This window comes from Aureimonas sp. AU20, from assembly GCF_001442755.1.
Taxonomy (GTDB): Bacteria; Pseudomonadota; Alphaproteobacteria; order Rhizobiales; family Rhizobiaceae; genus Aureimonas.
Genome location: NZ_CP006367.1, coordinates 1,490,543 through 1,512,558 on the forward strand (window position 1 = coordinate 1,490,543; position 22,016 = coordinate 1,512,558).

Genomic DNA, 22,016 nt, shown 5'->3' on the forward strand with positions numbered 1-22,016 from the left:
ATGAAAAACCCTCCGGTTGTTTTTGGGCGGGTTTTTAAAGATCGCCTTAATAGGGAGCGCTTACGCTTATCCTTCAGGATTCGAGGGCACGGCGCGGAGGCGTTCCATGAACATCGCCGAGCAGATAGGCGCGAAGGACGAAGCGGACGCTACGGCACCTCAGTCGCCCCCGGCGGACGGCGCTCTCGACCGCGTGGCCCGCGCCGAGCATTTGCGGCTGCTGAAGCGGGAGACGACGGACGCGGTCCGGCTCGAAGGTTCGCGCTGGATCTCGCTCTACGAGCCCCATGCCGCGTTTTCGCTGGTGGACGAGCTTCAGCACCTCTCGCGCCGGGCGATCGAGCCGAACCTCTTTTTCGAGCCGCGCTTTCTGGTGCCGGCCATGCCGCGGCTGGACGACAAGGCGGTTCGCCTCATCGTGGCGCGCGACGAAGCGGAGGGGCGCAGCCGCCTGCGCTTCTTCATGCCCTTCTCGGTGGAGGCTATGGCCTCGTTCGGCCGGCGCAAGGTGGTGCGCACCTGGACCCATCCGTTCGGCCGGCTCGGCGTTCCCCCCCTCGACACCGACGACCCCGATGCGACCGCCGCCAGCCTGTTCGACGCGCTGCGCTCTCCCGCCAAGGGCCTGCCGCCGCTGCTTGTCCTGCCGGACCTGCCGCTGGAAGGACCGCTGGCGCGGCTCCTGATGCGGACCGCCCTTTCGCGCGGCTTGTCGATGGCCCTGTCCGATCGGAGTTCGCGCGCGGTTCTCGACGCCTCCACCGGCGATCCCGACACCTATCTTCGCCGGGTGCTCGGCCCCAAGCGCCATCGCGACCACGGGCGGCGGCTGCGCCTCCTGAAGGCGCAGGGCGCGCTGGGTTTCGAGGCGGCCGGCGACGAGCGCTCGGTGCGCGAGGCCTTCGAGGACTTTCTTTATCTGGAAGCGGCGGGCTGGAAGGGCCAGGCCGGCAGCGCGCTGCTGCAGGACCGGCACCGCGCTGCCTTCGCCCGCGAGGCGGTGAACGGTCTGGCCGCGCAGGGCGGCGCGCGGGTCTATTCGCTGCGGCTGAACGGCGAGGCGATCGGCAGTCTCGTGGTTCTCCTGTCGAACGGGCGCGGCGTCGCCTGGAAGACTGCCTATGACGAGCGCTTCGCGAAGGCGCGGCCGGGCGCCCTCGTCGCCGCGCTCGCCACGGAAGCGATGATCGCCGATCCCGCGATCGGCTTCGTAGATTCATGTGCCGTGCCCGATCACGGCATTCTCAACCCGCTCTGGCGAGGGCGGATGGAAATGGGCACCCTGGTCGTCGCGCTGGACCCGGCCGCGAACGGAACCGTGCCGACCATCGCCGCCGATCTCGAACGCCATCGCCGACGTCTCCGGCAGCGCTGGCAGCGACGGGCGCGGCTGCGCGATCTTCTGGAACGGTTCACCGTCCGCTAGAAACTATCTGATTTTCGAGCGGCTTTTCCGTGCGTATAGCCGTCTCGCGATGCCGGCGCGGCTCAGCTTTTCCGATGCATGGAAGAGCCCGCCTCGGCCCGAAGGATCGCATGGCGGATATGCCCGTCCGCCGCTTCCAGAGCCTCGCGGGCGCGCCCCAGGTCGCAGTTCGAAACGTCCGCCACCATGCGCTCGGCCCGCCGGCGCAGCTTCTCGTTGGTCGGTCGCATGTCCACCATCCGGCCGCGAAACACCTTGCCAAGCCGCACCATGACGGCGGTGGACAGGAGATTGAGCGCGATCTTCTGAGCCGTTCCGGCAGCCAGCCGCGTTGAGCCGGCCAGCACTTCCGGACCGGTGCGCAGCAGGATGGGACGCTCGGCGGCGGAAAGAAGCGGCGCGGCCGGGTCGTTGGCGAGCGCCACGGTCAGCGCGCCGCGCTCGCGCGCGGCCTGAAGGCCGCTCAGCGTGAAGGGCGTGCGACCGCTGGCGGCGACGCCGATCACCGCGTCCCTCGCGCAGACCCCGGCCTCCGCGATCATGGAGCGGGCGGACTGCGTGTCGTCCTCCGCCCCCTCGCGGGCGAGCGACAGGCTGGTGACGCCGCCAGCCAGAAGAAACACCGCGCGTTCCGGCGGCCAGTTGAAGGTGGGCCCCAGTTCCACCCCATCCTGCATGGCGAGGCGGCCCGACGTGCCGGCGCCGCAATAGACGAGGCGCGCCTCGCGGTCGTTGCCGAGCCGCGCGGCGATCGCCTCCACGGCCTCCTCGATCTGCGGCAGCGCGTCCCGAACGGCCAGAAGCGCGCGTTCCTGCCCGCCGAGAAGGGAGCCCAGCAATTCGCCGAGAGGCCGGGTTTCGAGGTCGCGAAACTGCGGGTCGGCGCGCTCGGTCTCCGGCAGGGCGTTGCCGGCGGGATTGGGGGCGAGAGGATCGGTGGGGGACGCCGTCATGGCTGGGAGCTTGGCCTTCGTCTGCGAATGCTCTTGAACCGCGCGACACGGGTAAAGGGTTCCGCGCCGGCCCGATCTCCTCTCGCGCGCCGCCGGGAGAAACAGGGAAGGGCCGTTTTCTCGCGAACCCGATCGTCGCTCGTTCGTTCAGCTTAGCGTCTTTTTGGAAATTCGGCGGCGGAGGGCCGGCGAGGGATTTTTGGGTGTCGCGAGGCGCCAACCGCAGTCGATGCCGGCGGCATCGGCGAGGATTGGCAACGAAGCGACGGCGAAAAAGAACCGTCGGACCGACCCGACCGAGTTTCCAAACAGGCTCTTAGGACACGCAACAGGGAGAACCGACATGTCGGCAGGACAAACGAGCGGCACCGGCGCGATGACCGAACTTCAGGACGAGAAGGTCAACAAGAACCAGATCCTCAGCAATCGCGATAAGGCGCAGCGCGACGAATCCTTCGGGCTCGACAGCCGGGGAACCAAGATCGACGAATACAAGGACGTGCCGTCCAACAAGCGCACGGACGACTGAACGGGCTCAGGTCTATTGTTCGAAGGAAAGACCCGCCGTAGGCCATGCGGCGGGTCTTTTTTATGGGCATCGTCTCCAATGCTGCCGGCTTTGCACGGATAGCGCGCTTGCCTCCGGGCGGGCGGCGGCCGACAATCCCCGCCAGAGCGGCGCCGATGCCCGACCGTCGGCCCGGCCGCGCCGAATGCCTTGAGGAGAGGCCATGCAGCCCGATCGCGTTCCCGACGTCACCTTCCACACGCGCGTGCGCAACGACGCGCTGGGAGGGCCGAACCCGTTCGAATGGAAGGACCTGACGACGGCGGAGATTTTCGGCGGCAAGCGCATCGTGCTCTTCGCCGTGCCCGGCGCCTTCACCCCCGCCTGCTCGGACACGCATCTGCCCGGCTTCGAAACGAATTGCGAGGACTTCCTCGCGCTCGGCGTCGATCAGGTGATCTGCCTTTCGGTGAACGACGCCTTCGTCCTTTATCAATGGGCGCGCAGCCGCAATATCGAGAAGGTCTTCATGCTGCCGGACGGCAATGGCGACTTCACGCGCCGCATGGGCCTTCTCGTTCAACGCACGCGCAGCGGCATGGGCCTTAGAAGCTGGCGCTATTCCATGCTGGTGGAAGACGGCGCGATCGTGAAGCTCTTTGCCGAGCCGGGCGTGCGGGACGAGCCCGAAGGCGTCGGCGTCAACCTGTCGGATGCCGGCACGATGCTCGCCTTTTTGCGCGAACGCGCGGCAGCGTAGGCCAGCCTTTTTCTCCAATCCGGGACCGCATTTCCATGAAGAACGCCCTGAAATTCTACATCGACGGCGCCTGGGTCGATCCCGCCCGGCTGGAAACGCTGGCGGTCGTGGACCCCTCCACCGAGGAAAGCTGCGGCGAGATCGCGCTCGGCTCGGCGGCGGATGTGGACAAGGCCGTGGCGGCCGCGCGCCGCGCCTTCGAGAGCTTTTCGCGCACCAGCCGCGAGGAGCGCCTCGCGCTGCTGCGCCGGCTGCTCGAGGTCTACAACCGACGCTTTGACGAGCTGGGAGAGGTAATGAGCCGCGAGATGGGCGCGCCGCTTCCCTTCGCGCGGGAATGGCAGGCGGGCATCGGCCGCCGGCACCTGCAAAAGGCGATCGAGACGCTGGAGGTCTTTTCCTTCGAGGCACGTCACGGCACGACGCTGGTCGCCAAGGAGCCGATCGGCGTCGTCGGCATGATCACGCCCTGGAACTGGCCGATGAACCAGATCATGGCCAAGGTCGCGCCCGCGCTCGCCGCCGGCTGCACCATGGTGCTGAAGCCTTCCGAGATCGCGCCGCTGAACGCCATTCTCTTTGCCGAGATCGTGGACGAGGCGGGCGTGCCGCCGGGCGTGTTCAACCTCGTGAACGGTGACGGCCCGGGCGTCGGAGAGGCAATCTCGCGCCATCCCGGTATCGACATGGTGTCCTTCACCGGCTCCACACGCGCCGGGATACTGATCGCCAAGTCGGCGGCCGACACGATCAAGCGCGTTCACCAGGAGCTCGGCGGCAAGTCGGCCAACATCCTCCTGCCCGACGTCGATCTGGAAACGGCCGTGACCAAGGGCGTCGCCGGCTGCTTCGGCAATTCGGGGCAGAGCTGCAACGCGCCGACGCGCATGTTCGTGCCGGCCGACCGGCATGACGAGGCGGCGGAGATCGCCGCGCGCGCCGCTGCCCGTTTCAAGGTCGGCCCGGCGGGCGGCGAGGGCGTCGATCTCGGCCCAGTGGTCAGCCAGATGCAGTACGACAAGATCCAGCGGCTGATCGAGACCGGCATCGCGGAAGGCGCGAGCCTCGTCGCCGGCGGCTTAGGCCGGCCGGACGGGATGAATCGGGGCTATTTCGTCAAGCCCACGGTGTTTGCCCATGTGACGCCCGACATGACCGTGGCGCGCGAGGAGATTTTCGGGCCGGTCCTGTCGATCCTCTCCTACGAGAGCGAGGAGGACGCCGTGCGCCTCGCCAACGACACGGTCTATGGCCTCGCCTCCTATATCCAGTCGGCCGACCTCGACCGCGCCCGCCGCGTGGCCGCGCGGATGCGCTCGGGCAATGTCTATATCAACTATCCCGCCTGGGACCCGGGCGCGCCCTTCGGCGGCTACAAGCAGTCCGGCAACGGGCGCGAATATGCCGAGTTCGGCCTGGAGGAGTTCTTGGAGATCAAGGGTATCGTCGGCTACGAGGCGGCCTGACGAAGCGCGGCGCGCGCGGTCAGTCGCCCGCCTTTCGCCGGCGCGCCGTCAAGGCGGCGCGCAGCGAGGTGCGCCGGGGTTCTGGCCGTGGCGCCAGGCGAAAGACGGAGCGGCGGAGCGTGTCGGTAAGGGCGCGTCCCTCGACCTGATCCCGCGCGCGAATCGGCTCGCCGACGGTCAGCCGGATCGTGCGCCCGTAGAGGCGACGGAAGGCGCCGATGAGCAGGCCGTAGCGCAGGGTCTGCGACCACTTACTGACCAGATGGAACAGCGGCCCGTTCTGCCCGTGGACATGGACGGGCAGGACCGTCGCGCCGCCCATGCGCACCAGCCGGGCGGTGAACTGCTTCCAGGGCAGGTCCTCGGCGCGGCCGAAGACCCTGGCGGCGGTCGCGACGCCCCCGGCGGGGAAGACAAGGATGGTGACGCCCTCGCGCAGGAGCCGCATCGCCTCGCGCCGTGTCTGGAGATTGAGCGCCTGTGCTTCGCGCGTGTCCTCGAACGAGACGGGCAGGCCGCAGACCGCCATTTCCTCGATCCGCATCAGGTCGTTGCTGACGAGGATGCGGAAGGGCCGGCCGAGTTGCTCGGCCAGCGCCAGGAGCGCCACGCCGTCTCCGATGCCGAACGGATGGTTGGCGACGATCACCAGCGGCTCGCCGGGCGCGATGGCCGGCGGCCACGCGCCGGCGATGTCGAGCCGGATGCGCATCACCGAGAGCATGGACTGGAAGCGGGCCATGGGCCGAAGCCGCGCCCCTTCGCGCCAGAGCGCGTAGAGCCGGGCAAGCTTGCCCCGCCCCGCCGCCCGCTCCATCGACCGGATCACCACGCGCCGCAGGAGGGGATCGTGCGGGCGGGCATAACTCAACTCGGGAAACAGCATTGGCACGGGCGGGATGGTGGGAAGTGTAGGTTCCACGGAGTCTAAGGCCGTGCCCTGACGGTTGGATGACAGGCTCGGTCCGCGTGCGCCCTAGAGACCCTTGCCCGCTTCGACGAGGCGCGGACCGGCAGACCGGTGGATCAATGCGCGGAGCGCTGGCGCTGAACATTTTCCAAACGCAAGCGAACGCTCTCGGGTCGCCCTCGCGCATCTGATGTGCGGCATGAGCCGCGATGTCGGGCGCTGTGGCCTTCAAAAGGGGGCGAGAGATAAGACCATCACCTTTGCAGCGTGTTTGCGACCGCAGAGATCGTAAGCCTCGGCGATCGTCGGCCCCGGCGCCTGAAGGCAGAGCTGGCAAGCTCCACCGCGCTAAGGCAAGCGCACAGGCTTCGACGCCGAGCGCGAGTCCGGCATGTCATTCGCTCTAGCAAAAGGCCGCCCGCCGTCAGTCGAAAGGCAAGTCCCGGTCCCAGGGCGGGTTCGGGCCGAAGCGCGCGGCGAGAAAGTCGATCAGCGCGCGCACCTTGGCCGGCGGGCGGCGGTCCATGGCGTGGACGGCATGGACGCCCGGCATTTCCAGCGGCGGATGGTCGAGCGCGAGCGGCACGAGGCGGCCGGCCCGGATGTCGTCGCCCAGGAGAAAGCTCGGCTCGTAGACGATGCCCTGGCCGGCCAGCGCCGCGGCCACCAGCGCGTCGCCATTGTTGGCGCGAAGGGAACCGGACACGGCCACCTCCACCGATCCGTCCCGCCCGAACTGCCAGCGATGGGCGCCGAGCGCGGGAGACAGCGTATAGCCCAGGCACTCGTGACGGCCGAGATCGGCGACCCGGCGCGGCGTGCCGCGGGCCGTGAGGTAGGACGGCGCGGCCGCGACGAGGAGGCGGCAGGGCGCCAGCCGACGGGCGATCAAGGCTGGCGCTTGCAGGCGGCCGATGCGGATCGCGGCGTCCCAGCCTTCCTCCACCAGATCCACCACGCGGTCGTTGAGGCCGAGATCGACGGTGAGCGCGGGATGAAGGCGCGAGAAATCGGCAAGGATCGGCGCGATCTCCCGCACGCCGAAAGAAACGGGGGCGGCGAGGCGCAACGTGCCCGTCACCTCCAGCCGCTCGGCCGCAAGGCTCGCCTCCGCCTCGCCAAGCTCGCCGAGCAGCCGCTCGACCGTGTCGAGATAATGCCGGCCGGGCTCGGTGAGCGTCACCTTGCGCGTCGTGCGATGGAGGAGCTTGAGGCCCAGTCGGTCCTCCATGGCGGCCATGTGCTTGGTCGCCATGGTTTGCGACATCCCGAGCGCGCGTGCCGCGCCCGACAGGCTGCCGAGCGACGCGACCTTGGCGAAGACCTGAAGTCCCGTCAGCCGATCCAGCATGATCTCACTCCCTCGGTGTGAAGTGTTATCCCAGATGGCCGGATTATCAAACCAACCACGTGAGCGCATATGACGAGGCATGGTTGGGATGGGCGCGGCCCGATCCCCGTTTCAGGTGGAGGATGGGGGAGATGATGTCCGATCTCGCGCACCCGGAGGATGCTTTCATGCCGCTTGCTCGTTCCGAGCGCTCCGCGCTTGCCCCCGTCTTGGCCGGAGCGCCGCACCGGATCGGCCGCGTCGCGCTGACCGTGCGCGATCTCGGGGCGATGAGCGCCTTCTACAGCCAGGCCGTCGGGCTCGAACTCATGGAGGGCGGCGCGGATGTTGCCCGCCTCGGCGCGGGCGGCACGGTGTTTCTGGAACTGCGGCGCGACCCGGCCGCCCGCCAGCGCTCAGCTCGCGAGGCGGGCCTGTTCCACACGGCCTTTCTGCTGCCGACGCGGGCCGATCTCGGCGCCTGGCTCGGGCATGCCGGGGCACGCGGCGTGCGGCTTCAGGGCGCGGCAGATCATCTCGTCAGCGAAGCGATCTATCTCTCCGACCCCGAAGGCAACGGGATCGAAATCTATGCCGACCGGGCGCCGGAAACCTGGCGCTGGAACGGCGGCGAGCTCGAGATGGCGAGCGATCCGCTGGACGCGGACGGCCTTTTGCGCGCGGGCGAGGTGCGAGGCTGGACCGGCTTTCCGGAAGGGGGAACGGTCGGCCATGTGCATCTTCAGGTCGGCGCGCTGGAGCCCGCGGACCGGTTCTATGGCGGGCTTCTCGGCTTCGACGTGACCTGCCGCTATCCCGGCGCGAGCTTCTTCGGCTCGGGCGGATACCACCACCAGCTCGCCGCCAATGTCTGGAACAGCCGGGGCGCCGGCGCGAGGCTGCAGCCCTCCACGGGGCTCACTGAGCTGGAGCTTCTCACGCGCCCCGACGCGCTCGATGCCATCCGCGCCCGCCTTCCCACCGAGGCGGCGCGGAGCGACGAGGGCGGCCGCCTGACGCTGGCCGACCCCTGGGGCACCGCCGTCTCGCTTCTTCCAGCGCCGACCCGCTCATAAATCGAAAGGAACGTCTCATGCTCTTGAACGGCAAATGGGTGGCCGACTGGCAGCCGGTGCAGGCGAAGGACGAGAAGGGCGGCTTCGTTCGACAGACTTCCAGCTTTCGCAACTTCGTGACGCCGGACGGCGTGCCGGGGCCGAGCGGCGAGGGCGGCTTTCCCGCCGAGGCCGGGCGCTACCATCTCTATGTCGCGCTGATCTGCCCCTGGGCCTCGCGCACCCTGATCGCGCGAAAGCTGAAAGGACTGGAGACGGTGGTCTCGGTTTCCGTGGTCGAGCCGGAGCTGGGCGACCAGGGCTGGCGCTTCGGCGAGGCGACGCCGGACAGGGTGAATGGCGCGACCTATCTGCACGAGGTCTACACGAAGGCCGACCCCACGATCAGCGGCCGGGCCACCGTGCCGGTGCTCTGGGACCTTGAGCGGGCGACCATCGTCAACAACGAGTCGGCCGATATCCTGCGCATGTTCGACAGCGGCTTCGGCCCGCTGGCGGATGCGACGTTCGACCTTTATCCCGCCGATCTCCGATCCGAGATCGACGCGCTGAATGAGCGAATCTATCCCAGCCTCAACAACGGCGTCTACCGCGCGGGTTTCGCGACGACGCAAGGCGCCTACGAAGAGGCGTTCACTGATGTCTTCGCGGCGCTGGACGAGATGGAAATGCGCCTGACGACGGGTCCTTTCCTGTTCGGGGAGCGGCTGACCGAGAGCGACATCCGCCTCTTCGTCACGCTCGTTCGCTTCGACGCGGCCTATCACGGGCTGTTCAAATGCAACCTGCGCCGCATCGCGGACTATCCCGCGCTCAGCGCCTATCTCGAGCGGATGCTGGCCGTGCCGGGCGTCGCCGAGACGGTCAGCATCGACCATATCAAGCGCGGCTACTATTCGATCAAGAGCCTCAACCCGAACCGCATCGTTCCCCTTGGGCCGGACCTGCCCTTCGCCCATCTTCTTCGGGAAACCCGCCTCTGACGGCGGGATCGGCTCGCCTCCCATCGGGCGGAGAATCTTGCTAAGCCACGGCCTCGCGTTTCGACGGCAAAGGACTGGCCATGGCCCGCATTCAGCTCATCACCACCGGCGGAACGATCGCCTCGCGGCCCGGCGGGGCGAAGGCGGATGTGGTGGCCGAGATGACCGGTGCCGATCTGAAGGCCAGCCTGCACGACAGCTTGGAGGGGATCGATCTCGCGATCGACGATTTCTGCCGCGTCGGCTCCTCCGCCCTCGACCTGCCGCTCGCCTTCTCCATCGCCCAACGAATCCGCTTTCATCTCGCCCGGCCGGATTGCGACGGCGTCGTCGTCACGCACGGCACCGACACGATGGAGGAAAGCGCCTTTCTGGCCGATCTGCTGATCGAAGGCGACAAGCCCGTGGTCTTCACCGGGGCGCAGAAGAGCGCCGACGCGCCCGACACGGACGGGCCACGCAACATCGCCCAGTCCGTGCGCCTCGCCGCCTCGCCGCTGGCGCGCGGGCTCGGCGCCCTGGTGTGCTTCGAGGACGAGTTCCACGCCGCGCGCGACGTGACCAAGACCCACACCTCGCGCACCGACACGTTCCGCTCGGGCGAGCATGGCAAGTTGGGCGAGGTGGACGGCGCGGACGTAATCCTCCACCGCCGCCCCGTGATTCGCCGCACCTATGCGCCGGCTCGCATCGAAACCGAGGTGGAACTGGTCAAGCTCGGGCTCGGCACCGGCGACAAGGTGATCCGCTATCTCGCGGCGAGCGGCACGAAGGCGATCGTGATCGAGGGCTTCGGGCGCGGCAATTGCAGGCCTGTCGTGACCGAGGCGATCGGCGAGATCGTCGCCGGCGGCGTGCCTGTCATCATGTGCTCGCGCTGCCCCGAGGGCCGGGTCAAGCCGATCTACGGAAATGGCGCGGGCAAGGACGTGGAGCGAAACGGCGGACTCTTCGCTGGCGATCTCACCGGCGTGAAGGCGCGCATTCTCGCCGCCGTGGTGCTGGGCCTGGAGGACGGGCCGGAGCGGCTGCGCGAGGAGATCGCTTTTTTCGGCGGCTGAGGCTGCGAGGGCAGGGCGCCTCGCCCTGTCGAAGGGAAAGGCGCGTCGCGGTCAGGCGTCGAAGCTTGCTCCGAGCGCGTCCACCAGGGCGCGCCAGCGCGGGTCTTCCGGCCGGCCTTCCCCGCGCACGCCGAAGAACTGCACGGGCAGCGCGCCTTTGGCGTCGAAGAGTTCCACGGAGGTGAGCAGGCCGTCGCGCGTCGGCTTGCGCACGGCGAAGGCCTCGGCCACGAGATCCTCGCGCAGATGCAGGTCGAAGCCGGGGTCGAGCACGTTGATCCACGGTCCCATGGCGCGGATGGTCCGGACCGGGCCGGAATGGATCTGGATGCAGCCCCGGCTGCCGACGAAGCACATGATCGGAAGGCTCTCAGCGCTCGCCGCTTCCAGAAGGCGCGTCGCAGTCTTGGCGCCGAGCGGGCGCACATGCGCCTCGCCCATCAGGTCGAGCGCGCCGCGCCGGCTGACCCCGTGGCGGCGAAGCAGCGGGAAGAACTGATGAACGTCCGCCATGGCTTCGAAGTCGTGGCGGAACGCGTCGGCGTCCACGTTCTTCCTCATCGTCTCGGCCGCGTAGGGCGAAACGGCGAGCGGTTCGGGCGCGCCCAGGGCGAAACGCGCGCGGATCGCCTCGAAGGCCGCCGCGTCGGAGGCGGCGCGCAGATGGATCTTGATCGCCGCTTCACCCGACGCGTCGAAAATCTGGATCGAGCGGCGCGGCCCGGCCTTGTCGGGCAGCTCCAGCGCGAAGCACGAGGCCCAATGCTTGGGAAACAGGCGAAGGTCGATCGGCGGGTTGATCACGAGCCCTGCGTGTTCTCCGAAATGGATGCCGCCGAACGCGCCGACCTTCTCATGGACGGCGACGTCGTTGCGCGTCAGCACCATGATCTCGCCGAGCGCCGGCAGAGCCTCCACCAGCGCCTTGGGCTCCAGCGCCAGACGCACGACCTCCGGCCCCTGATGGGTTGCCAGAAGCTCGGCCTCCGACAGGCCGAGTTCGGCGGCGAGATCGCGGCTGCGCTTGCCCGTGGCGTAGAAGGGCGTGGCGGACAGGTCGGTCAATGTATCCATGCGGATGTCCTCGAAAGCGGCGCCGCCGTCTGCGGCAGAACGAAGGGCTGGGGCGGGAAGGGCGTCGCGCCGACCGCGAGGCGGATGCGGAAGACCTCTTCCACCAGCGCGTCGGTCAAGACGGCGGCGGGCGGCCCGTCGGCGGCGACGCGCCCGTTCTGCATCGCGATGAGCCGGTCGGCGAAGCCGCTCGCCAGATTGAGATCGTGCAACACGGCCACCACCGCACCGCCCGCCGCCGCGAACTCGCGCGCCAGCCCCAGCACGGCGAGCTGGTGGCGGATGTCGAGGCTGGAGACCGGCTCGTCCAGAAAAAGCAGCCGGGCCGTTCCGGCGTGGACCGGCGCGCCGATCTGGCAGAGGACGCGCGCCAGATGCACGCGCTGCTGCTCGCCGCCCGAAAGCTCGTTGTAGAAGCGGCCCGCGAAGTCGGCGAGATCGACGCGGGCGAGCGCGGCGCGAATGGCACCCGGCTCCCGCGCGCGGCCGCCCGCCTCCAGGCCGAAGCGCACGACTTCGGCCACGGTGAACGGAAAGGCGAGGCTGGCGCTTTGCGGCAGGACGGCGCGGCGGCGCGCCAACTGCTCGGGCGAGAAGCGGCCCAGCGGCTGGCCGTCGAGATGCACCTCGCCGCCGGCCGGCGGGAGTTCGCCGGTCATGAGCTTGAGAAGGCTCGACTTGCCCGCCCCGTTCGGCCCGACGATGACGGTGAGCGCGCCCGGCTCGATGCGCAGCGACAGCGGGCGGACGACCTCGCGGCCGCGATAGGAGAGGCTGGCCTGGAGAAGGTCGAGCATGGTCGCGGAAGCCTCACAAACCCGCCAGGCCGCGCCGGCGCAGCAGGATCCACAGGAAGACCGGCGCGCCGAGCGCGGCGGTGAGAATGCCGATCGGCAGTTCCGCCGGGGCGACCAGCGTGCGCGCCGCCATGTCGGCGACGAGCAGCAGCACCGCGCCGCCGAGCGCGGCATTGGGCAGGAGGTGGCGATGGTCCGGCCCGAACCAGAGGCGCAGGAGATGCGGCACGACGATGCCGACGAAGCCGATCGTGCCCGATACGGCGACCGCCGCGCCCGTCGCCAGGGCGACGATGACGATGGTCAGGCGCTTCAGGCGCTGGACGCGGATGCCGAGATGATAGGCCTCGGCCTCGCCCAGGACGATGCCGTTCAGCCCGCGCGCGAGGAAGGGCGCGGCGAGCAGCGCCGCCCCCATCATCGGCAGGCCCGCCCAAAGCTTGGCCCAGGTGGCGCCCCCCAGCCCTCCGAGGCTCCAGAAAGTGAGATCGCGCAGCTGGTTGTCGTTGCTGAGATAAACGAGAAAGCCCGTGCCGGCGGCGGCGAAAGCGCCGAGCGCGATGCCCGCCAGAAGAATCAGCGCCACCGAGGATTGCCCGGCCCGCGTGCCGACGCGGTAGATCAGGAGCGTCGCCGCTAGACCGCCTCCGAAAGCGGAAACCGGCAGGGCATAAAGGCCGAGAGCGGCGGCGAAGGGCGCGAGCACGCTCCCCGAAAGGACGATGGTCGCGACCGCCGCGAAGGCCGCGCCGGAGGACACGCCGATCAGGCCTGGATCGGCCAGCGGATTGCGGAACAACCCTTGCATCATCGCGCCGACCAGCCCGAGCGAGGCGCCGACGAGCGCCCCGAGCAGCACGCGCGGCAGGCGGATCTGCCAGACGATCACCGTGTCGGCGAGCGAGGCGACCTCGCCCTTGGGGCCGGCGAGAAGAATGGCGGCGACCGCGCGTGGCGACAGCAGCGCCGGCCCCGTGCCGAGCGCGACGATCAGCGTGGCGGCGAGAAGCAGGGCGAGAAGCAGCGTCGCGAGCCGGGCCTTGGCGCTGCGGTCGCCGGCAAGCGCCGGGGCAGCCGAGGGTTCGGACGCCTCGCGCGGCGCTCCACGCCTCGCCCCCAGCCGGCGCATGCTCGGCTTGCCGTCCAGCGTATCAGCGGACAAGGGAGGCTCCGAGCCCAGCGTCGGGATAAAGCCTTACTGCTAGATCGCGCAGCGCGGCGGGCGTGCGCGGGCCGAAGCCGAGAAGATAGGCGGCGTCCATGCGGATGACGGCGCCGGCCTGGCCCGCCGGCGTCGCGGCGAGCGCCGGGATCGCCAGCGGATCGCCGCCGCCGGGCCCCGCCCGGTCGAGCATCAGGATCACGTCCGGCTTCAGAGCGGCGGCCGATTCGGGCGAGAGCATCTTGTAGCCCTCCATGTCGCCGAAGACGTTCTCCGCCCCCGCGAGGCGGATCACCGCGTCGGCCCCGGTGCCGTGCCCGGCGGCATTGGCGCGCCCGTCCGCGACCGACAGGAGGAAGAGGACGCGGCGCTTGGACTTGATCTCCGCAAGGTCCCCCCGCAGCGCTTCGAGTTCGCCAGCCATGCGCTGGGCCAGCGCTTCGCCCTCCTCGTCGCGGCCGACGGCTGCGGCGACGAGGCGCATCTTCTGGAGAAGATCGGGCACGCTGTATCCGCTCGGCACATGGCGCACCGGAACGCCCGCCGCGTCGATCAGCGCCACCGCCTCCTTCGGCCCGGCGCCGTCCTCCATCAGGATGAGGTCAGGCGACAGGGACAGGACACCCTCGGCCGAGAGCCCGCGCATGTAGCCGACATTGGGTTTCTCGCTGAGCGCGGCCGGTGGGTAGACGCTGGTCGTGTCCACCGCCGCGATGCGCTTGTCCTCGCCCAGCGCATAGAGAACCTCCGTGATCGCCCCGCCGATCGACACGACGCGGGTGGGCAGCGGCTCGGCCGAGGCGGGGACGGCAAGAAGGGCCAGGAGAAGGGCGGCGACGGGCGTGCGCATGGCAAGTCTTTCCCGGGGGGTGGCTTACATCTGGGCCTGAGTAAGAACGGATGTGCCGAGCCGTCAAGTCATATCGCTAAAATAGGGAAGTCTAAAACCGTTCTAAGAACGATTTCACATTGTAGATATTCAAAATTCGAACGTCTAAAATGTAAATACTGTGAGTCTTATTTGTTTGACTCGGGCGAGATGGCGTCGATAGACAGTGATTCAAGCTCGGTCGCCTAGGGAGATTGTAGAAATCTTCCAATCACAAGGCGCGGCTTGAAACAATCAGCTTGGTCGAGGGGACGAGACAGTGGGACGATGCGTGGCGGTTCGAGCTTTGTTGGTGGGCGTTGCCGCCTCCGCTCTTTGGGCGGCCGGGCCGGCGCGAGCGCAGACGGCGGCACCCGCTCCGAAGGAGGAGGTGCAACTCGACACGGTGGTCGTGACGGGGGGCGGGCCAAGCGCCAGCGAGGGGGCGGCGGGGACGCAAACCACCTCCACCACCAGCCGCGCCACGATCGACCGCAAGCTGATCGACGACATTCAGGATCTCGGCCGTACCCAGGAAGCCGGAGTCTCCTTCAACCGCAATACGAACAGCATCAACATTCGCGGGCTGGAGGGCGCGCGCGTCCTCACCACGATCGACGGCGTGCGCGTGCCCTATCTCGCCGACGTCACGCGCGGCGCCAATGGCGGGGCCGATAGTTTCGATTTCAACGCGCTCTCAGCGCTGGATCTCACGCGCGGCGCCGATCCACTGCTCGGCACCGGGGCGCTCGGCGGCGTTCTGGCGCTGCGCACGCTCGACCCGGAGGACCTGCTGCTGGGCGGGCGGCGGATCGGCGCGCTGACCAAGAACGGCTACGATTCGGCCGACCGGAGCTGGTTCACCAGCAACGCCGCCGCCGTGCGGGCGGGGGACACGCTGGCCCTGGTGCAGGGCGGCACCCGCACCGGGCACGAGACCGACACGATGGGCACGCTCGATCTCTACGGCCCCCAGCGCACCGCGCCGAACCCCGAAGACTACGACCAGTACAATCTGCTGGGGAAGGTCTATCAATATGTCGAGGGCGGCCATCGCTTCGGCCTCACCGGCGAAGTCTTCAACCGCAAGGAAGATTTCGAGGGGCGCACGAGCCAGAGCCGGACGGGCAATTACCGCCCCGGCCAGTATTTCACCGGCGAGGAGGTCGACCGGCGCAAGGCGGCGCTGACCTACGACTTCGATTCGCCCGATGGCGAGGGCTGGATCGATACGGCCAAGATGGTGCTTTACTATCAACAGATCGAGCGCGACACGAGCGTGAACGCTTATCGCACGACCTCGGTGATCGGCCCCTTCTCGCGCAACAACTCGATCGACGAGGAGGCCTTCGGCTTCAACGGCTTTGTCGGCAAGACGTTCGAGACGGGCGAGGTGCAGCACCGTGTGACGCTCGGCACCGAGCTTCGCACGGCCGATACGACCCAATATTCCGCGGGGCGGGACAATTGCTCGCTGAACCGGGCGCGCGATCGCTTCGCCTGCGGCATGCTCCACACCAATCAGGCCGACGCGCCGGATGTGACCAGCCGCATCCTTGGCCTCTATGGCGAGGACGAGGTCGCGCTTCTCGCCGGCCGGCTGCGCGTGACGCCGGGCCTGCGCTTCGACTGGTTCGACAACGACCCCGAAGCGACCCCGGAATACCGGGCGAGCGCGGCTTTCACCGGCACCGTGCCGAACGGCAACAGCGACCACGCCTTCTCGCCCAAGCTCGGGGTGGAATACGATCTCCTGCCGCAGCTCACCGCCTACGCCCAGTACACCAAGGGTTTTCGCGCGCCCACGGTGGGCGAGCTCTACTCGCGCTATGGCGCGGTCGGCTCTTACTTGCGCACCGGCAACGCCGATCTCCTGTCGGAAACCAGCGACGGGTTCGACGCGGGCCTGCGCTATGGCGACGAGGATCTGGGCGCCCAGATCAACGTCTTCACCACGCGCTACCGCAACTTCATCGACACGGTGCAGCTTCGAGCGCCGGGCGGAGAATATCCGCTGGGCGGCGTGTCGAGCTACTACAACATCCCCGACGCGCGGATTTCCGGGGTGGAGCTCGGCAGCCATGTCCGCTTCCTCGACCGTTGGACGGCTCGCGCCTCGCTGGCCTATTCGGAAGGGCGCAACCTGACCGACGACACCTATCTCGACTCCGTCCCGCCGCTGACCGCTATCCTCGGCCTCGGCTACGACCACACGGACTGGGGCGGGGAGGTGACCACCAAGCTCGCGGCGCGGCGCGACAAGGTGGACGACGGGTTCGAGGCCCCGGGCTATGGCGTGGTGGACATGACGGCCTGGTATGAGCCGACGCAAGTGCCGGGGCTGAAGCTCGCGGCCGGCGTGTTCAACCTCTTCGACAAGACCTACTACGACGCGGTGAACGTGCCCGAGACCCGGGCGCAGCCGAGCCTCTACTACACCGAGCCCGGTCGCTCCTTCCGCATCAACGCGACCTATCGGTTCTGAAACGGCGAAGGCCGCCGATCGGCACGAGCCCGGTCGGCGGCCTTCAGCCTTCGGAACGTCAGGCGACGAGGGCGGCGGCGTGCTCGGCCGAGGCGCGGGTGCGCGTCTTGGTGAAGGCGAGCGTGTTCTCGAAAGAGGTGACGCCCGCCTGACTGCCGAGGCCTGTGGCGTTCAGCGCCGAGGTTGCCTGGGCGAAGCGCACCATGCTTTCGGGATCCATGCCGCGCACGAGCCCCGTCGCGATGCCCGCGTTGAACGCGTCGCCACAGCCGCAAGAACAGATCATCTCGATATCGAAGGCCGGCATCAGGAAGCGGTCGCCGTTGGAATGGCGATAATAGGCGCCGTTCTCACCGAGCGTCAGGATGCAGCAGGTCACGCCCTTGTCGAGAAAGAAGCGGGCGACGTCCTCGATCTCCTCGCGGCCAGACAGAACGCGCGCCTCTTCGATCGAGGGCAGGAAATAGTCGGTGTGCGGAAGCAGGCCGACGACATTGCCCAGATCCTTCTCGGTAGCGGCGAAGACGTCCACCGTCGTCAGCGCGCCGCGCCGCTTCGCCTCCTGGAAGAGCCGAGCGGATGGAGCGCCGTCCATCCGGTCCATCAGCCCGACGCCGCCGATATGGATCACCTTGGCGTCGAGCACCTGATCCCACATGTCTTCGGTGATCTCGAAGGCGCCGGTGGCGCCCTTCATATGCAGCGCCGGGCGCGAGCCGTCGGCGCGTGTCAGCACGATGGAAGAGGAGGTGCCGACGCCGGAGAGGCGCTGCATGGTGGACGTGTCGACGCCGAAGTGCCCGAGCCGGTTCAGAACCCAGTCGGCCATGAGATCGTCGCCGACGCCGCCGACCGCCAGGCAGTTCAGCCCGTGCTTGGCGGCCGCGATCACCGCCGCGCCGGCCGCGCCCGACACGGCCATCTCGATTTCCTCGATGAACTGCGTGCCACCGCCAGGCGGGATCGCGCCGACCGGGCGTCCCAGGCAGTCGAACGTGTAGAAGCCGATCGACGTGTAGTCGTAGCGCATGTTCAGGTTCCTCCCATGTCGCGGACCCCTTCCCGATCCGCGCGGTTCGACGGGGCGAGCCGTCAGTTCACCTTGGCGGCCTCGCCGCGGCGGATCGCCTCCACCTCCGCTTTGGCCCTCTCGTTCGCCTCGCCCTTGAGGGCGATGTCGGTGCGCCGGCGCAGGATGTCGTCGGCGGTGCGCACCCGCTCATGGGCCGCGATCCAGGCGATCTCCGCAACGTGGTAGTCCGGCAGGCTGAGCAGGCGGCGCCCGTCCGAGCGGCCGATCGCCTCGGCCACCTGTTTGGCGCGCGTGCCGTAGCGCGACAGAAGCCGCTCACCGGTCTCCGCCGAGGTCCGCGACAGGGCGCCAAGCTCGGCCGCGAGGCGAGCTCGCGCCGCTTCGCTCTTGGGATAGTCGCGCCCGCCGCCGATGGCGAGATCGGCGGTGGAGGCGCGGCGGCGCGTGTGGAGATGGGCGAGGATGCGGTCCGTCGCCTCCTCGGCAAAGCCGCGATAGGTCGTCCACTTTCCGCCGATCAGCGACAGGACGGGCACGTTGGTGCCGGGCAGCTTGTCCTCGGCGATGGAATGGTCGCGGCTGATGGCGCCGGGGTCGCCGACATCGGCATGGGGCAGGGGGCGCACGCCGCAAAAGGAATAGACCATGTCGGCGCGCGACAGCGGAATGGAGGGGAAGACCTCGCGCACGACCGAGAGGAGATAGGTGATCTCCTCGTCGCTCGCCCGCGCCTCGTCGGGATGGCCGACCGGAATGTCGGTGGAGCCGATCAGCACCTTGCCCTTGAAGGGATAGAGGAGGTTCACCCGGCCGTCGGCCGAGCCGAAATAGACCATGCGCCCGCCCAGCGCCTCGAGCAGCGCGGGCTTGTCCACCACGACATGCGAGCCCTTGGTGCCGCCCATGTAGCGGCTGTTGAGGCCGAGCGCGGCGTTCACCTCGTCGATCCAGGCGCCGCCGGCATTCACCACGACATTGCAGGTGATCCAGTGCGCCTCGCCGGTCAGCCTGTCCCGGATTTCCACCACGCCGCCCGCCGCAGAGCAGACGCCCGCATAGGTCCTGGCCTCGCTGCGCGGATTGTCGGCCAGCGCGTCGAGCACCAGTTCCAGCCCGAGACGCTCGGCATGGTCGAGCCGCGCCTCGTAATAAAGGCCGACCGAGGAAATGGCGGGGTCGAGGCCCGGCAGCGCGTGCTGCGCCGCTTGCCGGCCGAGAAAGCGATGCACCGGCATCGCGCGGAAACGGCGGCCGAAATGGTCGTAGAGCGACAGGCCGAGCTTGGTGATGACGGAGCCGCGATCGTTGAGCTTGGCCTTCAGGCCGAGAAAGCGCTTCACGGACGGGACGATGCCGCCGAAGCGCGAGCGCACGGGCAGTGCGGTTTCGAGCGGCGTGACATAGTGCGGCGCGTTGCGCAGGAGAATGTTGCGCTCCTCCGCCGACTGGCGCACCAAGCGGAATTCGCCGGTTTCCAGATATTTCAGCCCGCCATGCATGAGGCGCGAGGAGGCTTCGCTGGCGCCCGAGCAGAAGTCGCCGCGATCCACCAGAAGGCAGTCGACGCCCTGCAGGCAGAGGTCGCGAAACGTGCCGATGCCGTTGATCCCCGCGCCCAGGATCAGGACGGAAAAGTGGCGGCTGGGCAGCATCGCGTCCATCTCAGGAAACGATGGCGACCTTGATCGCGTCGCCGCGCGCCGCCGTGGCGAGCGCCTCGCCGATGGCCGGCAGGGCGAAGCGATGGGTCAGGAAGGGCTTGGTGTCGAGCTGGCCCGAGGCGATGAGGTTCAGCGACTTCTCGAACTGGAGCCGCGTCAGGCCGAAGGAGCCGGTGACGATCAACTCGTTGTAATGGATGGCGTTGACGTCGAGCGGCGCCGTCTCGCCCTTGTTGAAGCCGGCAAAGAGCGAGACGCGCCCGCGCAGCCGGGCAAGGCCCAGCGCATCGTTGGCAAGGCTCGGCACGCCGATGGCGACGATCACCACGTCGGCGCCGATGCCGCCGCTTTCCTGCTTCACGATCGCCTTCAGGTCTTCGCAGGTCGGGTCCACCACGACGTCGGCGCCCGCCCGCAGGGCGGCCTCGCGCCGGCCGGGATTGGGCTCGGAGACGATGATGCGCCGGGCGCCTGAAAGGCGGGCGAGCTTGGCGTGGAGCAGGCCGATCGGGCCCGAGCCCAGGATCGCCACCACGTCGCCGCGCTCGACGCCGACCTTTTCCTGGCCGTTGATGACGCAGGCCAGCGGCTCGGCCAGCGCCGCCTCCTCGAACGAGACGCCGCTCGGCATGGCGAAGACATTGCCGGTCTCGATGGCGCGGCCGGGAATGCGGATATATTCGGCAAAGGCGCCGTCCACCTCGTAGCCGATGGCGGTGAGGTTCTCGCAGACATTCTCCAGCCCGCGCTTGCAATAGGCGCAGTGGCCGCAGGCGATGGCGGGATCGACGCAGACCGCATCGCCCACCCTGAAGCGGCTGGAGCCGCCATTGTCGACGATCTCGCCGGAAAACTCGTGGCCGAGAACCGAGGGGTAGCGCACCCCCATGGTCTTGCGGCCGGAAACGATGCGGATGTCGGTGCCGCAGATCGTGGCCGCGCGCACCTTGAGAACGAGGTCGCCGCGCTCGGGAACGGGGTCGGCCACATCCTCGAACAAGACGTCGTTGGGGGCCCGTAGGAGCGCGGCTTTCATGGCAATCCACCCATGCGAAACGCGCCAGAAGCGCGGATGATCGAAGCGCTAAACCGAATTTTTGTGTTTTGCAAACCAAAAATGTTCAGAATGAAATCGTGGTGCCCAATCTCGCATTGTGTGCAATGCGGCATTCTATAGTTCTAGTCGCAGGCCGGAAATTTAGCCAAACAAGTTACCAATGCGGATTTTTAAATTTTCGACCGTCCTAGAAAGTTGTGAGTCTCGTTGCGATCTCGTCATTCGGTTGTAAGAATCGCACAAAATGAGTTTTCGTTTTACAAATGTGTTGACGATGGCGGGAATTGGCGGCACATCAAGGCGAGACGCCGATCTTGGGAGAGATCCCGCGTCTGGGCGGGGCGATCCGCATCCGCTCGCTTGAGGGCCGGCACGGCCCGTTCCGGGAGGACCATCAATGCGCACATCCATTCTGTCCGCGCTCGCCCTGGGCTGCCTCATGGCCGGCGCGGCCGCGCCCGCCCTGGCCGAAGGGCAGCAGGACCTGATCAAGCCGGTCAGCAAGGAGCTGACCTTCGTCTTCATTCCGAAGGTCATCCATCCCTGGTACGACGTGGTTCGGCAGGGCGGTCAGTACGCCGTGGACGAGTTCGCCAAGAGCGGCATCAAGATCAACATGATCTGGGACCAGCCGCCGCAGGCCGACGTCGCCGACCAGAACCAGCGCATCGAGGCCAATATCGGCCGCCATCCCGACGGGCTCGCCGTCGCCTGCCTCGACCAAGCCACCAATGTCCAATTGCTCGGCGAGGCCAAGCAGGCGGGCGTCAACACGATCACCTTCAACTCCTTCTGCTCGCCCGACTTCGCCTTCGTCGGTCAGAAGGACAGTTTCGGCGACGGGTTCGACCTCGGCAAATATCTCGCCGACCATATCGGCGGCGAAGGCGAGGTCGGTATTCTCTCGGGCTCGCTGACGGCGACCGACCATGTCGAGCGCATCAAGGGCTTCAAGAAGGCGCTGGAAGCCTATCCCAACGTCAAGATCGTGTTCGAGCAGCCCGACGACGACGTGCTCGAGAACGCCGTTTCGCTGACCGAGAACGCGCTCCAGGCCCATCCCAATATCAAGGGCTTCTTCGGCTGCAACGCCTCCAACCCGATCGGCATCGCCCGCGCCGTCCAGAACGCCGGCAAGGCGGGCCAAGTGGCCGTGGTCGGCATGGACGATCTGCCCGAGGCTGTGGACTTCGTGAAGGAAGGCGTCATCACCGCGCTGAAGGCTCAGCGCCAGTGGGACATCGGCTATTGGGCGGTGAAGTACATGGTCGCCATGAACGAGAACCACACGATCCCGATGGACCACAACACCGGCTCGCGCTTCATCACCAAGGACGCGATGTAACCGGAGACCCCGAGAGCGGGCAGGGCGCCGGCTGCGGCGCCCTGCCCGGCAGGCAAGGAGG

At 68.1% G+C, this 22,016-nt stretch carries 19 protein-coding genes; 9 read left to right on the plus strand and 10 right to left on the minus strand.

Annotated features, from left to right (window positions below):
- Positions 1-106 precede the first annotated feature (106 nt).
- Complete coding sequence (locus M673_RS06545) at positions 107-1,426, plus strand: GNAT family N-acetyltransferase (protein WP_061974640.1); 1,320 nt, start codon at positions 107-109, stop codon at positions 1,424-1,426.
- A 62-nt stretch (positions 1,427-1,488) separates the two neighbouring features.
- On the opposite strand, the gene M673_RS06550 is transcribed toward M673_RS06545, so the two are convergent.
- Positions 1,489-2,379, minus strand: coding sequence for an N-acetylmuramic acid 6-phosphate etherase (locus tag M673_RS06550; RefSeq protein WP_061974642.1), 891 nt, complete (start codon positions 2,377-2,379; stop codon positions 1,489-1,491).
- A 343-nt stretch (positions 2,380-2,722) separates the two neighbouring features.
- On the opposite strand from M673_RS06550, the gene M673_RS06555 reads away from it, so the two are divergent.
- The 3 genes from M673_RS06555 to M673_RS06565 all read left to right on the plus strand — a co-directional run bounded on the left by M673_RS06555 (position 2,723) and on the right by M673_RS06565 (position 5,113).
- Positions 2,723-2,908 (plus strand): hypothetical protein, encoded by a 186-nt coding sequence (locus tag M673_RS06555; protein WP_061974644.1) that lies wholly within the window; start codon positions 2,723-2,725, stop codon positions 2,906-2,908.
- Between the two features lie 202 nt (positions 2,909-3,110).
- The gene (locus M673_RS06560) at positions 3,111-3,647 is read left to right on the plus strand and encodes a peroxiredoxin (RefSeq protein ID WP_061974646.1); all 537 of its coding nucleotides are present in this window, start codon (positions 3,111-3,113) and stop codon (positions 3,645-3,647) included.
- 35 nt (positions 3,648-3,682) lie between these two features.
- The gene (locus M673_RS06565; protein ID WP_061974648.1) at positions 3,683-5,113 is read left to right on the plus strand and encodes an aldehyde dehydrogenase family protein; all 1,431 of its coding nucleotides are present in this window, start codon (positions 3,683-3,685) and stop codon (positions 5,111-5,113) included.
- A gap of 19 nt (positions 5,114-5,132) precedes the next feature.
- On the opposite strand, the gene M673_RS06570 is transcribed toward M673_RS06565, so the two are convergent.
- Complete coding sequence (locus M673_RS06570) at positions 5,133-5,999, minus strand: 1-acyl-sn-glycerol-3-phosphate acyltransferase (protein WP_061974650.1); 867 nt, start codon at positions 5,997-5,999, stop codon at positions 5,133-5,135.
- 448 nt (positions 6,000-6,447) lie between these two features.
- Positions 6,448-7,374, minus strand: coding sequence for a LysR family transcriptional regulator (locus M673_RS06575; RefSeq protein ID WP_061974652.1), 927 nt, complete (start codon positions 7,372-7,374; stop codon positions 6,448-6,450).
- A gap of 167 nt (positions 7,375-7,541) precedes the next feature.
- Between M673_RS06575 and M673_RS06580 the strand changes: the two genes are divergently transcribed.
- From M673_RS06580 to M673_RS06590, 3 genes are all read left to right on the plus strand, one after another.
- The gene (locus tag M673_RS06580; RefSeq protein ID WP_061977703.1) at positions 7,542-8,429 is read left to right on the plus strand and encodes a VOC family protein; all 888 of its coding nucleotides are present in this window, start codon (positions 7,542-7,544) and stop codon (positions 8,427-8,429) included.
- Positions 8,430-8,446: 17 nt separating this feature from the next.
- A complete protein-coding gene (locus M673_RS06585; RefSeq protein ID WP_061974654.1) occupies positions 8,447-9,412 on the plus strand; it encodes a glutathione S-transferase family protein in 966 nt (321 codons plus the stop codon).
- 80 nt (positions 9,413-9,492) lie between these two features.
- Positions 9,493-10,473: an asparaginase gene (locus M673_RS06590; protein ID WP_061974656.1), complete on the plus strand. Its 981-nt coding sequence runs from the start codon at positions 9,493-9,495 to the stop codon at positions 10,471-10,473.
- 51 nt (positions 10,474-10,524) lie between these two features.
- On the opposite strand, the gene M673_RS06595 is transcribed toward M673_RS06590, so the two are convergent.
- From M673_RS06595 to M673_RS06610, 4 genes are read right to left on the minus strand one after another with little or no spacing between them, the layout of a single operon-like run.
- Positions 10,525-11,547, minus strand: a complete 1,023-nt coding sequence (locus M673_RS06595; RefSeq protein ID WP_082639206.1) for a hemin-degrading factor — start codon at positions 11,545-11,547, stop codon at positions 10,525-10,527.
- Positions 11,535-12,344, minus strand: coding sequence for a heme ABC transporter ATP-binding protein (locus M673_RS06600; protein WP_061974660.1), 810 nt, complete (start codon positions 12,342-12,344; stop codon positions 11,535-11,537). Before M673_RS06600 ends, M673_RS06595 begins: the two co-directional genes overlap by 13 nt.
- A 13-nt stretch (positions 12,345-12,357) precedes the next feature.
- A complete protein-coding gene (locus tag M673_RS06605; protein ID WP_061977704.1) occupies positions 12,358-13,473 on the minus strand; it encodes a FecCD family ABC transporter permease in 1,116 nt (371 codons plus the stop codon).
- A gap of 22 nt (positions 13,474-13,495) precedes the next feature.
- Complete coding sequence (locus tag M673_RS06610) at positions 13,496-14,356, minus strand: heme/hemin ABC transporter substrate-binding protein (protein WP_061974662.1); 861 nt, start codon at positions 14,354-14,356, stop codon at positions 13,496-13,498.
- A 409-nt stretch (positions 14,357-14,765) separates the two neighbouring features.
- Here M673_RS06610 and M673_RS06615 point away from each other — a divergent pair, with 409 nt between their 5' ends.
- Positions 14,766-16,859, plus strand: coding sequence for a TonB-dependent hemoglobin/transferrin/lactoferrin family receptor (locus tag M673_RS06615; RefSeq protein ID WP_061974664.1), 2,094 nt, complete (start codon positions 14,766-14,768; stop codon positions 16,857-16,859).
- Positions 16,860-16,917: 58 nt separating this feature from the next.
- Here the strand turns inward: M673_RS06615 and M673_RS06620 are convergent, their stop codons facing one another.
- From M673_RS06620 to M673_RS06630, 3 genes are all read right to left on the minus strand, one after another.
- Positions 16,918-17,889 (minus strand): carbohydrate kinase family protein, encoded by a 972-nt coding sequence (locus M673_RS06620; protein WP_082639208.1) that lies wholly within the window; start codon positions 17,887-17,889, stop codon positions 16,918-16,920.
- 62 nt (positions 17,890-17,951) lie between these two features.
- Entirely contained in the window at positions 17,952-19,544 is a 1,593-nt protein-coding gene (locus tag M673_RS06625; RefSeq protein WP_244493063.1) for a glycerol-3-phosphate dehydrogenase/oxidase, read from the minus strand.
- Positions 19,545-19,554: 10 nt separating this feature from the next.
- Positions 19,555-20,589: a zinc-dependent dehydrogenase gene (locus M673_RS06630; RefSeq protein WP_082639209.1), complete on the minus strand. Its 1,035-nt coding sequence runs from the start codon at positions 20,587-20,589 to the stop codon at positions 19,555-19,557.
- 418 nt (positions 20,590-21,007) lie between these two features.
- On the opposite strand from M673_RS06630, the gene M673_RS06635 reads away from it, so the two are divergent.
- Positions 21,008-21,955, plus strand: a complete 948-nt coding sequence (locus M673_RS06635) for a substrate-binding domain-containing protein (protein ID WP_061974672.1) — start codon at positions 21,008-21,010, stop codon at positions 21,953-21,955.
- Positions 21,956-22,016 lie beyond the last annotated feature (61 nt).